15 protein-coding genes are annotated in these 13348 nt (G+C 73.5%); 8 read left to right on the top strand and 7 right to left on the bottom strand.

What is annotated here, in order from left to right; translation table 11 throughout:
• Positions 1-55 precede the first annotated feature (55 nt).
• Complete coding sequence (locus AB0K25_RS17005) at positions 56-652, top strand: DUF1684 domain-containing protein (RefSeq protein WP_363821027.1); 597 nt, start codon at positions 56-58, stop codon at positions 650-652.
• A 50-nt stretch (positions 653-702) separates the two neighbouring features.
• Here AB0K25_RS17005 and AB0K25_RS17000 read toward each other — a convergent pair whose 3' ends face one another.
• A complete protein-coding gene (locus AB0K25_RS17000) occupies positions 703-957 on the bottom strand; it encodes a flavin reductase (protein WP_308291078.1) in 255 nt (84 codons plus the stop codon).
• Positions 954-1235 (bottom strand): hypothetical protein, encoded by a 282-nt coding sequence (locus AB0K25_RS16995; protein WP_308291079.1) that lies wholly within the window; start codon positions 1233-1235, stop codon positions 954-956. The genes AB0K25_RS17000 and AB0K25_RS16995 overlap by 4 nt, the downstream gene beginning before the upstream one ends.
• Positions 1236-1664: 429 nt before the next feature.
• On the opposite strand from AB0K25_RS16995, the gene AB0K25_RS16990 reads away from it, so the two are divergent.
• Positions 1665-2432 (top strand): DUF5753 domain-containing protein, encoded by a 768-nt coding sequence (locus tag AB0K25_RS16990; RefSeq protein ID WP_219469454.1) that lies wholly within the window; start codon positions 1665-1667, stop codon positions 2430-2432.
• On the top strand, positions 2423-2614 hold the full coding sequence (locus AB0K25_RS16985) for a DUF397 domain-containing protein (RefSeq protein ID WP_219469457.1): 192 nt from the start codon (positions 2423-2425) through the stop codon (positions 2612-2614). The genes AB0K25_RS16990 and AB0K25_RS16985 overlap by 10 nt, the downstream gene beginning before the upstream one ends.
• 239 nt (positions 2615-2853) lie before the next feature.
• Here the strand turns inward: AB0K25_RS16985 and AB0K25_RS16980 are convergent, their stop codons facing one another.
• Positions 2854-3441: a general stress protein gene (locus tag AB0K25_RS16980; protein WP_219469462.1), complete on the bottom strand. Its 588-nt coding sequence runs from the start codon at positions 3439-3441 to the stop codon at positions 2854-2856.
• Positions 3442-3604: 163 nt separating this feature from the next.
• On the opposite strand from AB0K25_RS16980, the gene AB0K25_RS16975 reads away from it, so the two are divergent.
• The 3 genes from AB0K25_RS16975 to AB0K25_RS16965 are packed head-to-tail and all read left to right on the top strand — an operon-like array spanning position 3605 to position 6816.
• Entirely contained in the window at positions 3605-5452 is a 1848-nt protein-coding gene (locus tag AB0K25_RS16975; protein ID WP_363821022.1) for a glycoside hydrolase family 15 protein, read from the top strand.
• Between the two features lie 41 nt (positions 5453-5493).
• The gene (locus AB0K25_RS16970) at positions 5494-6273 is read left to right on the top strand and encodes an SDR family oxidoreductase (protein WP_219469468.1); all 780 of its coding nucleotides are present in this window, start codon (positions 5494-5496) and stop codon (positions 6271-6273) included.
• A gap of 42 nt (positions 6274-6315) precedes the next feature.
• Positions 6316-6816 carry a metallophosphoesterase gene (locus AB0K25_RS16965; protein WP_219469471.1) on the top strand — a complete coding sequence of 167 codons (501 nt, stop codon included), beginning with the start codon at positions 6316-6318 and terminating at the stop codon, positions 6814-6816.
• A 2-nt stretch (positions 6817-6818) separates the two neighbouring features.
• Here AB0K25_RS16965 and AB0K25_RS16960 read toward each other — a convergent pair whose 3' ends face one another.
• Complete coding sequence (locus tag AB0K25_RS16960) at positions 6819-7034, bottom strand: DUF3072 domain-containing protein (RefSeq protein ID WP_208569384.1); 216 nt, start codon at positions 7032-7034, stop codon at positions 6819-6821.
• A 94-nt stretch (positions 7035-7128) separates the two neighbouring features.
• Here AB0K25_RS16960 and AB0K25_RS16955 point away from each other — a divergent pair, with 94 nt between their 5' ends.
• The gene (locus tag AB0K25_RS16955) at positions 7129-8067 is read left to right on the top strand and encodes an FAD-dependent oxidoreductase (protein WP_363821179.1); all 939 of its coding nucleotides are present in this window, start codon (positions 7129-7131) and stop codon (positions 8065-8067) included.
• 19 nt (positions 8068-8086) lie between these two features.
• Here AB0K25_RS16955 and AB0K25_RS16950 read toward each other — a convergent pair whose 3' ends face one another.
• Both AB0K25_RS16950 and AB0K25_RS16945 read right to left on the bottom strand, forming a co-directional pair.
• A complete protein-coding gene (locus AB0K25_RS16950) occupies positions 8087-9382 on the bottom strand; it encodes a cation:proton antiporter (protein ID WP_219469474.1) in 1296 nt (431 codons plus the stop codon).
• A gap of 219 nt (positions 9383-9601) precedes the next feature.
• Complete coding sequence (locus AB0K25_RS16945; RefSeq protein WP_363821017.1) at positions 9602-11722, bottom strand: SpoIIE family protein phosphatase; 2121 nt, start codon at positions 11720-11722, stop codon at positions 9602-9604.
• A gap of 198 nt (positions 11723-11920) precedes the next feature.
• Between AB0K25_RS16945 and AB0K25_RS16940 the strand changes: the two genes are divergently transcribed.
• Positions 11921-12796 carry a hypothetical protein gene (locus AB0K25_RS16940; RefSeq protein ID WP_208569387.1) on the top strand — a complete coding sequence of 292 codons (876 nt, stop codon included), beginning with the start codon at positions 11921-11923 and terminating at the stop codon, positions 12794-12796.
• An 85-nt stretch (positions 12797-12881) separates the two neighbouring features.
• Here the strand turns inward: AB0K25_RS16940 and AB0K25_RS16935 are convergent, their stop codons facing one another.
• Positions 12882-13247, bottom strand: coding sequence for a DUF6401 family natural product biosynthesis protein (locus AB0K25_RS16935; RefSeq protein WP_357535929.1), 366 nt, complete (start codon positions 13245-13247; stop codon positions 12882-12884).
• Positions 13248-13348 lie beyond the last annotated feature (101 nt).

Raw genomic sequence — 13348 nt, 5'->3', positions numbered from 1 at the left:
CTGGGGTGGCGGGAGAGGGGTGGGTCGGGTTCGGTTGGGTGGTTAGGGTCGGTGGGTGGACGATCTCGACGTGCTCGACTGGCGGGAACGCACCGCCGCGCTCTACCTGTCCGACACCGACCTGGCCGGCTTCCGGGCCGCCCGGGACGAGTTGTTCCGCAGCCACCCGGCCAGCCCGCTGCCGGCCGCCGACCGGGCCGCTTTCCCCGGGCTGGGCTGGTTCCCGGCGGATCCGGCGGCGGTGGTCGAGGCCCCGCGGCGTCCCGCCTCCGGCACCGAGACCATCGACACCGGCGGCCCCGACGGGGTGGTGCGCTACCGGCGGGTGGCGGTCGCCGAGACCCCGTGGGGGCCGCTGACCCTGTGGTGGATCGAGGCGTACGGCGGTGGACTGTTCGTGCCGGTCCGCGACGGCACCAGCGGCCGGGAGACGTACGGCGGCGGTCGGTACCTCACCGACACGGTCAAGGGCACCTTCGGGCGGGGACTCACCGTGCTCCCCGGGCACCGGGTCCGCCTCGACGCCAACTATCTCTACAACCCCAGCTGCGCGTACGACGACACCTGGGCCTGCCCGCTGGCACCCCCGGAGAACCGGGTCAAGGTGCCGATTCGGGCCGGTGAACTGGTCTATCCTCGCCGCGACCGCTGACCCTGCCACGTCCCCGCCCCACCCACCTCGCCGCTCGGAGAGAGGTGAGGTCAGCGGCCGGCCTGGTATGTCCAGGTCAGGAAGCGGTCGGTGGCGTCCACGGGCCTGCCGCCGTCGAGCTGCGTGAGATGGTCTTCGGCTTCCTCCTTGAGCGTCGACAGCAGGGTCAGCAGGCCCGGCCGGTCGTCGGCGTACGCCGCGATGAGCGCGAGTTTCGCTTCCCCGCAGGGCCACGGGTGGGCGTCGATCCGGCAGAGCCAGGTGGGTGGTAGCGGCGTGTGCCGGCCGGGAAGCAGCTCGGTCACGCCACCACGACCTTTCCCGGGATCGGCCTGCGTGGAGCCGGTCGACGGGGGCCGGGCTCCAGACGTGTCGCTCCGGCCGGCATCAGGAACAGGGTCCGCCGCCGGACCGCGTCGCCGGCTGCGTCCAGCTCGTAGGCGTCGATCCACAACCAACAGTCGTACGTGTGCCGGTCGGTGAGCACCCGGATGACCCGTACCGTGGTCGGCCGGATGAACTGCACGCTCGCGGCGCGCGTCAGGTGGAGCACGTCACCGGGGCGGATCGTGTGCGGGGTCACCGGGCCAGCTCCCGTTCCAGCCGGGGGGCCCGGCGGTGGCAGTGGGCCCGGCGGTGGCAGGGGACGGCGTTCCCCAGCCGGCCGGGGCCCCGCCATGGTGGGATGAACGGCCCGATCGGGCCGGGCACCGACGGGCGTGCCGGTGGTGGGTCGTCGTCAGGCTTGCGGTGCGGCTCGGGCGGCGGTGGGCTGTCGGGCTCCGGCGTGTCCGGCACGGTGTTCCCCCTTGGTAGCGGTGGATGGAACGGGGGCCGCCTCCTGCCCCTCCACAGGAGACGGCCCCCGCAGCAGGCGCGGCCGGCGGATCTCCCCTCCGACCGGCGGCGCCGCTCTGGCTCCACCTTGCCGAGGGTTGTGGAGCGAACACACCGCGTAGCAATATGGAGGCAGACGTTCGGAACGTTCGGTCGGAACGGGGGAGGGAGCGGGATGAATCTGGCAGTCAAGGAGGCCATGGCGCAGACCGGGGAGACCGCCGAGAGCCTGGCAGCTCAGGTCGGGGTCGACCCGAAAACCGCAGCCAGGTGGGCACGCCACGGCAGCATCCCGCAGACCCGGCATCGCGCCAAGGTCGCGGCGGTCCTGGGCCGCGACGTCCTGGACCTCTGGCCGGACGCGCTGAAGCGCCACGAGCCGGTCTGGTTCCGACGATGGGCGGACATCGAGCGCGAAGCGGTCGAGCTGCGATGGTTCGAACTCGCGTGGGTGCCGGGGCTCCTGCAAACGGAGGCGTACGCGCGGGCGACGCTGGCGCTGGCTACACCCACCCCCGAAGAGGTCGACGAACTGGTGACGGCACGGATGCAGCGGCAGGCGATCCTCCACCGGCCGCAGCCTCCGCTCGTCGTCGCGGTGATCGATGAAGCGGTCCTCCGGCGGCGCGCAGGCCGCGACGGCAAGCTGATGCGCGAGCAGTGCGAACACCTCGCGGCCTGCGCCGAACTGCCGTGCGTGCAGGTGCACGTCGTACCGCTCGACACGCCCATCTACCTGGGCATGGGCGGTCCGTTCATCCTGGCCGAGCTGCCGGACGGTGCGCGGATGGCGCACCAGGACGGTCCGGCCAGCGCACACGTCACCGACGACGCGGCAGAGATCGCTAGCCTTGAACGTAGGTGGGCTCGCATAGTCGGCGAGGCCCTACCCCGGTCGCAGTCTCTCGACCTCATCAGGAAAGCGGTGGCAGCATGGACCTGACCGGCGCGCGGTGGCGCAAGAGCACGAAGAGCGGGGACAACGGCGGCGCGTGCGTCGAGGTCGCCGACAACCTGCCCGGCGTCGTCCTGGTGCGGGACACGAAGGACCGTGACGGCGGGACGCTGGCGTTCGCGCCGGGCGCGTGGCGGGGGTTCGTGGACTTCGCGAGGACGTCCCGCTAGTCAGACAACATTCAAGGCCCCGATCGGCCGGGGCCTTTTCGTCCTGATCGTCACCTCCGGTTCGCCGTCGCCGTGGCCGTGGCCGTGGCCGTGGCCGTGGCCGTGGCCGTCGCCGTCGACCGGAGCGGCGGGTGCTCCCCGGGCCTGTCGTGGTCGGGCCGCCCGCCCCGGTCAGGGGCCGACGACGCGACCGCCGCCCCGGCGCTGGGCGCGTCGGGGCGGCGGCTGGGTCGGACGGGTCAGCGGGCGGTGGCCCCGGTCGGGGTCAGGTGCATCCGGCCGAGCATCTGCCGCGCCTGGTCGGCCAAGCCGGCGTCCACGGTCACCGCGTACTGGCCGGCCCGCAACGAACTGGCCGAGGTGAAGTCGCGCTGGCCGCCGGACATGGCGTGCGCCACCGCGCCGAACACGGCACCCCAGATCGCGCCGATCACCAGCCCGACCAGGATCACCGCGAGCCAGTTGCCGACCGTGAAGATGCCGAACAACAGGCCGATGAACAGCCCGAACCACGCGCCGGTGCCGGCACCCAGCAGGGCGGCGCGTCCCGTGGTGAGCCGGCCGAGCACCGTCTCCACCAGGGTGAGGTTGGTCCCTACGATCGCGCTGTGCTCCACCGGGAACCGGTTGTCCGCCAGGTAGTCCACCACCCGTTGCGCGGACGGATAGTCCGGGTACGCGCCGATCGTCACCGCCGGCGCTCCGGCCTGCGGGCCGTGCCCGTCCCCCGGGGGCGTCGCCGGCCGGCCGGCCGGACCGGACGGGAGGTTGTCGCCGCCCGGCATCCCGGGTCGCCAAGTGGCGGTCGGGTTCGCTGCTCTGGTCATGGCATCCTCCTTCGTCAACGACCGGCGTTCCCGCCGGCCCGCCGAGGTAACGCCGGCAGCTCCGGCAATCCGCGCCGGGCGGCCGGGGTGACGGTCACGGGCGGACAGACAGAAGACGGTGTGGTCGAGGAATGCGCTCCGGGGTGCCCGGGTAACCCGGCCCGTGGACAGCGGACGGATCAGCGAGCACGGGTTCCTTGCCGACGGTCGCAGCGCCGCGCTGGTGGACCGGCACGGCTCGGTCAACTGGTGGTGCCCTGCCCGGTTCGACAGCCCGTCGGTCTTCGGGCGGCTCCTCGACGACCGGGCCGGGCACTGGTCGATCGCCCCGGAGGGCGACGACGTGCGGGTGTCGCGCTCCTATCTGGACGACTCGCTGGTGCTGCGTACCGTATTCCACACCGGCACCGGGTCGGTGGCCGTCACCGACGCGTTGGCGCTGGAACCGGACGCACGCGGGCACGACATCGGCCTGCGCTCGCCCCGGGTGCTCGCCCGGCTGGTCGAGGGGATCTCCGGCGAGGTGCCGGTACGCGTCGAGTTCGCTCCCCGGTTCGAGTACGGCCGGGTCACCGCGTACCTGACCCACGCCGCCGGGGTGATCGACGCGCGGGCCGGCGCGTGCCGGCTCAGCCTGCGCTCCGACGTGCCGTTGGCCTGCCGCCGTGGCGACGCCGTCGGCCGGGCGACCGTCCGGGCCGGGGACACCCTGCGGTTCACCCTCGGGTACGCCCCGACCTACGGCGGCGGCGAGCCGGCCCTGCCCGCCGCCGACCGGGTGGTGGCCGACGCGGTGGCCGGCTGGCGCTCCTGGGCCGACCTGCACGACTACCAGGGTCTCTACCGCGACCAGGTACGCCTCAGCGCGATGGTGGTGCAGGGCATGACCTACCAGCCCAGTGGCGCGATCGTCGCGGCGGCCACCACCTCGCTGCCCGAACAGCTGGGTGGCGACCGCAACTACGACTACCGCTACGTCTGGGTCCGCGACTTCAGCCTCACCCTCCAGGCGCTGTGGCGGTCGGCCTGCCCCGACGAGGCCGACCGGCAGTTCTCCTGGGTGGCGCGGGCGATGGGCCGCATCGACGACGGCCGGGTGCCGATCATGTACGGCGTGGAGGGCGAGCGGGACCTCACCGAACACTCCCTGGACCACCTGCGCGGGTACGCCGACAGCCGGCCGGTGCTCGTCGGCAACGACGCCTGGACCCAGCGGCAGAACGACGTGCTCGGCGAGATCCTCGACGCCGCCTGGCTGATGCGGCACTACCTGGATCCGATGTCACCCGACGTACGGCACCTGCTGCGGGCCCTGGCCGACCAGGCGGTCCGGGCCTGGCACCTGCCGGACTCCGGCATGTGGGAGTCCCGCGACGCCGAACGGCACTACGTGTCGTCGAAGGTCCAGTGCTGGACGGCGTTGGACCGGGCGGTGCGCTTCGGTCCTCGCCTCGGCGATCCGGCCGACATCGGGCGGTGGGCGCGGGCCCGCGACGAGGTCCGCGCGGCGGTGCTGCGGCGGGGGTGGAACGACCGGCTCGGCGCGTACACCGGGGCCTTCGACTCCGACCGGTTGGACGCCTCGGTGCTGCTCATGCCGCTTGTCGGGTTCCTGCCCGCCGCCGACCCGAGGATGCGCTCCACCATCGACGTGGTGGAGCGGCGGCTGTCGCGCAACGGGCTGCTGCGCCGCTGGGACGGCGACCCGGCCGGTTTCGTCATCTGCTCGTTCTGGCTGGCCGGTTGCCTGGCCCTGGCCGGCGAGCAGGAGCGGGCCACCCGGCTGTTCGAGCAACTCGCCGGCCGGGTCAACGACCTCGGCCTCTACGCCGAGCAGATCGACCAGGCCACCGGCGAGCAGGTGGGCAACTTCCCGCAGGCCTTCTCGCACATCGGCCTGATCAACGCGGCCGGCTTGCTCACCGACGTCGCCGAACGACGACGCGACCTCGCCACGGAGCGACCGCATTTCGTGACGACCGGCACCGACATCGTGCCGACGTCGACCTGAGCCGTGCCGACCGGTACGGGACCGACGAAGGGAACACGCTGATGAGTGGACGACTGACCGGCCGCACCGCCCTGATCACCGGCTCGGACTCGGGCATCGGGCAGGCCACCGCGATCGAGTTCGGTCGGGAGGGCGCCGACGTGGTGGTGCACTACCTGCACGACCACGCCGGCGCGGACCACACCCGGGCCGAGATCGAGAAGGCCGGCCGGCGGGCGGTGGTCGTGCAGGGCGACATCAGCGTCGAGCACCAGGTCGAGGCGATGTTCGACGAGGCGCTGACGGCGTTCGGCACGGTGGACGTGCTGATGAACGACGCCGGGGTGGACGCCTCCGGCATCGGCGTGGCCGACCTGGACACCGAAACCTGGGACCGGTGCATCCGTACCAACCTGTACGGGATGTTCTTCTGCTGCCGGCGGTTCGTCCGGCACCGCCGCGACCAGGGCGGCGGCGGGAAGATCATCAACATCACCTCGATCCACCAGGAGGTCGCCCGGGCCGGCGGGGCGGACTACGACGCCAGCAAGGGCGGCATGCTCGAACTGGCCAAGAGCCTCGCCCTGGAGGTCGCCCCGATGCGGATGAACGTCAACAACATCGGACCCGGGATGGTGCTCACCCCGTTCAACCAGGAGGCCATCGACGACCCGAAGTACCTGGCGGAGCAGGTGCAGAGCATCCCGTGGAAGCGGGCCGCCGAGCCGGTCGAGATCGCCCGGCTGGCCGTCTTCCTCGCCAGCGACGACGCCGACTACGTGACCGGGTCGACGTACTTCATGGACGGCGGCCTGATGCAGAATCAGGGCCAGGGCGCCTGAGCCGGCCGGCCGCGCCCGGCCCCCGCCCGGAAGGTCCGCCTGATGCGGCTGCTCATGATCGCCGACACCCACCTGCCCCGCCGCGCCCGGGACCTGCCCGACGAGGTCTGGGCGGCGGTGGACGCCGCCGACGTGGTGCTGCACGCCGGGGACTGGGTCGAGGTGGGACTGCTCGACCGGCTGGTCGGCCGGGCCCGTCGGCTGGTCGGCGTGTACGGCAACAACGACGGCCCCGACCTGCGGGCCCGGCTGCCCGAGGTGGCCGAGGTGGAGCTGGCCGGGCTGCGGGTGGCCGTGGTGCACGAGACCGGGCCGAAGACCGGCCGGGAACAGCGATGCGCGGCCCGGTTCCCCGATCGGGACCTGCTCGTCTTCGGCCACTCGCACATCCCGTGGGACAGCGTCGCACCGGGCGGCCTGCGGTTGCTCAACCCCGGCTCGCCCACCGACCGGCGGTCCCAGCCGTACGCCACGTACCTGACCGCCGAGGTGGTGGCGGGGCAACTCGACCGGGTCGTGCTGCACCGCCTGCCACCCCGTTGAGGTCACCGGCCCCGGCCGGTCTCCTCCTGCAACTCGTCGATCCGCTGGGACGCCTCCGCCTTCGTCAGGTCGTCCGGCACCTCCTCGCCGGCCTCCCGGGCCAGGGTGTGCAGGTACGACTCCTGGGCGGCGGTCGGCGGTTCGTCGCCGGTCACCCACTCCTGCGGATCCTTGATCGCCCCACGCGGGTCGGGCTGCTGGTCGTTGCGGTCGGTCATCAGGTTCACCTCTCCTCGAACAGCCGTGCCAATACCCCGCCGGTCGCCCGGTCATGCCGGTCGCGGCGCATACGATCACCGGGTGGACGCGGATGTGATCGTGGTGGGTGCCGGCATCTCCGGGGTGGCGTGCGCCGCAGAACTGGTGCGGGCGGGCGTGCCGGTGCAGATCCGGGAACGCGGTCGGGTGGCCGGGGGCCGGATGGCCAGCCGACGCTTCGACGGCCGCCCCGCCGACCTGGGTGCGGCGTACCTGACCGCCGACGACCCGGACTTCGTCGAGGTGGTCGGGCGCTGGCAGGCCGCCGGGCTGGTGCGGGAGTGGACCGACACCTTCGTCGCGTACGGCCCGGACGGCCGGCGGGAGGTGCCCGGACCGGTCCGCTGGGCCGCCCCGCGCGGCCTGCGTTCCCTGGTCGAGGAGCTGGCCCGGGAGTTGCCGGTGACCGTGGACCGGTTCGTGTCGGGCGTCGCACCGGGCCCGGTGGTGGACGGGGAGTCCGCCGCCGCCGTGGCGCTGTGCACCCCGGGTCCGCAGGCCGCCCTGCTGCTCGACCCGGCGCTGACCGGGGTCACCGGGGCCGCCGTACGGCAGGGGTGGTCGCCGGTGCTCGCGGCGGTGCTGCGCTTCCCCGGCCGGCGGTGGGCCGACTTCCGGGGCGCGTTCGTCAACGGGCACCCGGTGCTCGCCCTGGTCTGCGACGACGGCGACCGGCGCGGCGACGCCGCCCCGGTGCTGGTCGCCCACACCACGCCGGAGTTCGCCGCCCGGCACCTGGCCCAGCCCGGGGCGGCCGGCCCGGCGATCGAGGAGGCCGTCCGCGACCTGCTCGGCCTGCCGGACCCGGCCGAACTGGTCCACGTGCACCGCTGGACGTATGCCCGGCCGGTCGAGCCGGACCCCGACGGGACGTTCTTCCTGGACGACGACCTGGTCGGGCTGGCCGGGGACGCTTTCGGCAAGCCCCGGGTGCAGAGCGCCTGGCGCTCCGGCCGGGACCTGGGCCGGGAGCTGGCCCGCCGACTGACCTGACCAGCCACCCGGCCACCGGTCAACCCCGCGCGCCGTCCAGGGCCGGCTCGTCGCGTCGACCCTGCTCCGACGGGTCGCCGGTGCGTTCACCGGCCCGGTCCAGCAACTGCATGACCGGGGTCGCGGCCATCCCGTGCACCACCACCGACACGACCACCACCAGGCCGACCGTCGCCCAGATCAGGTCCGCCTGGGCGAAGTCCGCCTTGGTGGTGGCGTACGCCAGGTAGTAGAACGAGCCGACGCCCCGGATGCCGAACGACGAGATCACCCAGTGCTCGGCCGGCCGACCCGGTGCGCCGCGCAGCGACAGCCACCCCACCAGCGGCCGGATGACGAACACCAGGGCCAGCCCGACCGTCGCCGCCTGCCAGGTGAGCGGGGCGAGCAGACCGGTGATCACCGCGCCACCGAAGAGCAGCAGCAGCAGGACGGTCAACAGCCGCTCGGTCTGCTCGGCGAAGTCGTGCAGCACGGCGTGGAACTCGTGGGTCCGCTCGGCGGCCCGGATCGCCCGCGCGGCGACGAAGACGGCCAGGAACCCGTACCCGCCGACCACCTCCACCAGCCCGTACGCCAGGAAGGTGGCGGCCAGCGCGAGGAACCCCTCGGCGTGCCGGGCCAGCCGCAACTCGCTCGGGGCGCGGAAGAAGAGCTTGCCGAGCAGCCAGCCGATCAGCAGGCCACCGCCGACGCCGACGGCCAGCTTGTAGAGCACGTCGACGGCGAACCACTCGGCGAACCAGCCCGACGGGGCCAGCCCGACGCTGGCGATCGCGATGGCCGCGTAGACGAACGGGAACGCCAGGCCGTCGTTGAGGCCCGCCTCGGAGGTCAGCGCGAAGCGCACCTCGTCCTCGGAGTCCTCGGCGTCGGTGGGTTCGCCGACCTGGACGTCCGAGGCGAGCACCGGGTCGGTCGGGGCCAGGGCCGCACCGAGCAGCAGCGCGGCGGCCGGCACCAGACCCGCCCACCACCAGCCGAGCAGCGCCACCGCCGCGATGCAGATCGGCATCGCGATCGCCAGCAACCGCCAGGTCGACGACCAGCGTTTCCAGCTCAACGGTCGGTCGATCTTCAACCCGGCGCCCATCAGCGCCACGATCACGCCGATCTCGGTCAGGTGGGTGGCGACCTGCGGGTAGCGCAGCGGGTCCGGGGAGGGCAGGCCGATGGGCAGCGCGAAAACCAGCATCCCGAGGCCGAGGAACGCTATCGGCATGGACAGCGGGCGGCGCTCCAGCAGTCGGGGGAGCACCCCGGCCAGCAGGGCTCCCGCGCCCACCAGCGCGAACTCGACATCGACCAGTTCCACCCCGACCACCTCTCACCCCCGGCCACGGATGTGGGCGGGGGTGGGACTGTGCCCCGTCGATGGCCGGGCTAAGCCTGGGTCTCCGGCTTGTCTCCGGACCCGTACCCAGGTAGGCAAGATCGCGCTACTTCCAGGTTGTAGTGGTCTACGACCCGTAGCGAGGCCACTACAACATGGTTCGAGCGTGACCTTGAAGCGTGGCCCCCAGCGGGACTCCGGTCAGGTCGGGGGAAGGAGGATCTCGAACCAGACGGTCGAGCCCCGCACCGTCGGGTCGGTGCCCCAGGCGTCGGAGAGCTGTTCGATCAACCCGAGGCCCCGGCCCCGGCTGCTCAGCGTGTCGGTCTGGGCCCGGGTCACCGTGCCCCGGGTGCCCGAGTCGGCCACCGACACCAGCAGGCGCTCGGGGCTGAGGTCGATCTCCACCCGGGCGGCGGTGCCGGCGTGCAGCAACGCGTTGGTGGTCAGCTCGCTGGTGCACAGCACCGCCGCGCCGATCACCGCGTCGGGCACCTGCCACTCGCCCAGTTGTGCCGTCATCCAGTGGCGTACCCGGCTGGGTGCGGTCGGCTCGGCGGGCATCTCCATCCCGGCGGAGCGGCTCGGCTTGAGCGCGTGCTCCACCGCGAGCACCGCCACGTCGTCCTCGGTGGCGCCGGGGACCGCGCCGGTGGCGACGGCGCAGAGCGCCCGGGGGTCACCGCTGGCCGCCCCGGCCACCGCCGCCGCCAACCCGGCCAGGCCGGCGGTGAGGCTCTGCCGTCGCCGCTCGACCACCCCGTCGCTGTAGAGCAGCAGGGTGTCGCCGGGGGCGAGCGGCACGGTGGCGGTCGGGGGTCGGCAGCCCAACCCGAGGGGTGCGCCGGTCGGCAGCTCGACGAAGGTGGCGGTGGCGACGCCGTCCGGCCCGCCGCGCCGGATCAGCGGCGGGGGGTGCCCGGCGCTGGCCAGGGTGATCTCACTCCGGTCGGCGTCGACCACCCCGAAGACCACGGTGACGAAGAGTTCGTGGGTGCCCGTCTCGGTGCCCAGGCTCGCCACCAGCCGGTCCAGCCCGGCCAGGACAGCGTCCGGTCGCGGGTCGGTCAGCGCCAGCGCCCGCAGCGCCGCCCGGACCTGCCCCATCCGGGCCGCCGCCTGCACGTCGTGCCCGGCGACGTCGCCGAGCACCACACCCAGGTCGCCGGAGGGCAGCAGGAACGCGTCGTAGAAGTCACCACCGGCGGCGTTGCCGTCGACACCCGGGTCGTAGCGGGCGGCGATGCGCAGCCGGGGCAGGGCCGGTAACTGCTCCGGGAGCATGCTGCGTTGCAGCAGTTGCGCCGTGCCGTGCTGGGTCTCGAACCGGCGGGCCCGCTCCGCCGCCTGGCCGACCAGCTCGGCCGAGGCGGCCAGCAGTGCCCGTTCCGCCGCCGACCAGCCGTGCGGGGTCTGGTAGCCCACGGCGATCCCGCCCCGGATCACCGACGAGCGCAGCGGCAGTGCGGCCAGCGAGCGAATCTTCTGGTCGTGCCGGTCGACGGCGGTGTCCCGCAGCGGCTGGCCGTCCCCGGCGAAGAAGGGCACCCCGCTGTGTGCACCGACCACCACCGGCGCGCTGGTGTCCGCCGGGACCGGCCGCCACAGCGGGGGCAGCCGCTCGTCGGCCTCGTCGAGCAGTTCGCCCCGGATCCGGCGGACCAGCCGCCAGGCCGGGCCGTCGTCGACCGCGAAGGAGACCTGGTCGGCGTCGAAGGAGTGCAGCGCGTAGCGCAACGTCACCCGGGCCACGTCGTCCAGGGTGAGGGTGCCCGACAGTGCCGCGGCGAAGTCGGACAGGCTCTGCAACTGCTGGGTGAGCTGGCTGGTCTGGGCGGCGACGGTGAGCACGCCGACGATCCGTCCGGTGCTGTCGCGCACCGGGGAGTGCCCCCGGGTGAAGACCGCGTGTTCGCCGGTGGCGTGCTGGTGGACCGGGAGCACCGACTCCTTCTGCAGGAACGACTCCCCGTGCCGGTAGGCCCGCTCGATCACCTCACCGACGCCGGGGGCGTGCCACAGGTCGGCGTACACCTCGGGGGCCGGCCGGCCCAGCGCGCCGGGGTGCCGGTCGCCGATCACCTCGGCGTACGCCTGGTTGTAGAGCAGCACGAAGTCGTCGCCGTAGTGCAGCGCCATCGGTACGGGGGAGGACAGGATCACGTCGACCAGCACGCGGACCGTCACGTCCCAGCCCTGTTGCGGGCCCAGCGGGGTGTCGGCCCACGGGTGGGCCCGCACGGCAGCCACCGCCGGTGAGACCCCGTCCGGTCCCGGTACGGGGGCTGGTGACGTCGGGACCCGCCCGACCGTGCCTGGCATGTCCGCAGCCTATCCGGCGGCGTCCCGGGGCGAACCGATCGTGCCCCGTGCCGCCTGCCCGACGCCGCCGCCGGAGATGTTCGTGCAGGTCAGGGGCTTTTCTAAAAACATGTCGGAAAAATCCGTACGGATTCTGCGGCGTGCTGGTGCGACGGACGGGTAACCGGGCGGCGCAGTCCATTGGACAGGAGGGACATCATGCCGGAAACCCTTGCGGTCAGGCAGGTCGACATCGGTAGCGCCTTGACCGACATGTGGCGGTCGGTGCTGCTCTTTGTGCCGAGGGCCATCGCGTTCATCGTCATCCTCGTGGTGGGCTGGCTCATCGCCCGCGCGGTACTCAAGATCGTGGACGCGGCGCTGGAACGGGTGGGCTTCGACCGGGCGGTCGAACGGGGCGGGATCAGACGGGCGCTGGAACGCACCAAGTACGACGCCAGTGACATCCTGGCCCGACTGGCGTACTACGCGGTGCTGCTGTTCACCCTGCAGTTCGCCTTCGGGGTGTGGGGGCCCAACGCGATCAGCGACCTCATCCGGGGGGTGGTGGCCTGGCTGCCACGGGCGTTCATCGCGATCGTCATCGTGGTGGTGGCCGCCGCTATCGCCAACGCCGTCCGGGACCTGGTCTCCGGTGCGCTCGGCGGCCTGTCGTACGGCAAGGTGCTCGCCGACCTGGTGGCGGTCTTCATCCTGGCGCTGGGCGTCATCGCCGCGCTGAACCAGGTCGGTATCGCCACCACGGTCACCACGCCGGTCCTGATCGCGGTGCTCGCCACCGTGGCCGGCATCCTGATCGTCGGCGTCGGCGGTGGTCTGGTGAAGCCGATGCAGTCCCGCTGGGACGGCTGGCTGGACCGGGCGGCCGAGGAGTCGCGGGCGGTCCAGGAGCACCGGCGGGCCCGCGCGGCCGGGCAGGGCGACATGAGCCGGCAGATGGCCGACCGGGGCGGCGAGCGGACGCAGACCATGCCGCGCGTCGACGAGGCCCGGACGATGGCCGGTGGCCGGGGCACCTACCAGTCGGGTCAGTCCGGCGACGAGACCCAGCAGTTCGGTCGTCCGGGCAGCTGAGTCGGCACGTACCACCGGGAGGGTGTCCGCGCGACGCGGACGCCCTCCCGTTCGCGCTGCGCCGGGCCGTCCCCGCCGCGGTCGGTCAGGCCGGGTCGAGGTGCCGGGGGTCGAGGGTGCGGGCCAGGGCGCAGACCGCGAGCAGCCGGGTCAGCACCCAGTCCGGCGCGGCGAAGTCGGCCGCGCCGACGGGCAGCAGGCCGTGCGCGCCGGCGGTGTCCCGGATCCCCTCGGCATAGCCGGCCAGGGCCGCCGGGGTGAGCGGCCGGCGGTCACCGTCGAGGCTGTCCCGGACGGCTGCGGCGTGCTGGTCGACCAGCGCCAGCAGGCCCGGCCGGGCCCGCGCGGCGGCGAGGCCGGGAGCACCGACCGAGGCGGTGAGCAGGGCCAGCCGGGAGCGTGCCGCGCGCACGGCGGTCCCGGTCGCTCCCTGGGGGTACGGCACTCGCATGAGGACCGAGGTTAGCCACCGGCTGACCGGGGCGGGGTCGGCCGCCCGGCCGGTCCCGGCGCACCCTTGCGGCCGGCCGGCCTCCGCCACGCGGACCGACC

This window comes from Micromonospora sp. NPDC049257 (assembly GCF_040678915.1).
Lineage (GTDB): Bacteria > Actinomycetota > Actinomycetes > Mycobacteriales > Micromonosporaceae > Micromonospora > Micromonospora antibiotica.
This window is presented reverse-complemented; position numbering and strand designations above follow the sequence as displayed.

Bases quoted from the DNA above. Each gene is read 5' to 3' on its own strand.
- AB0K25_RS16990 (WP_219469454.1), top strand. From the start codon at position 1,665: ATGAATCTGGCAGTCAAGGAGGCCATGGCGCAGACCGGGGAGACCGCC.
- AB0K25_RS16965 (WP_219469471.1), top strand. From the start codon at position 6,316: ATGCGGCTGCTCATGATCGCCGACACCCACCTGCCCCGCCGCGCCCGG.
- AB0K25_RS16940 (WP_208569387.1), top strand. From the start codon at position 11,921: ATGCCGGAAACCCTTGCGGTCAGGCAGGTCGACATCGGTAGCGCCTTG.
- AB0K25_RS16970 (WP_219469468.1), top strand. From the start codon at position 5,494: ATGAGTGGACGACTGACCGGCCGCACCGCCCTGATCACCGGCTCGGAC.
- AB0K25_RS16980 (WP_219469462.1), bottom strand. From the start codon at position 3,441: ATGACCAGAGCAGCGAACCCGACCGCCACTTGGCGACCCGGGATGCCG.
- AB0K25_RS16935 (WP_357535929.1), bottom strand. From the start codon at position 13,247: ATGCGAGTGCCGTACCCCCAGGGAGCGACCGGGACCGCCGTGCGCGCG.
- AB0K25_RS16985 (WP_219469457.1), top strand. From the start codon at position 2,423: ATGGACCTGACCGGCGCGCGGTGGCGCAAGAGCACGAAGAGCGGGGAC.
- AB0K25_RS16945 (WP_363821017.1), bottom strand. From the start codon at position 11,722: ATGCCAGGCACGGTCGGGCGGGTCCCGACGTCACCAGCCCCCGTACCG.
- AB0K25_RS16960 (WP_208569384.1), bottom strand. From the start codon at position 7,034: ATGACCGACCGCAACGACCAGCAGCCCGACCCGCGTGGGGCGATCAAG.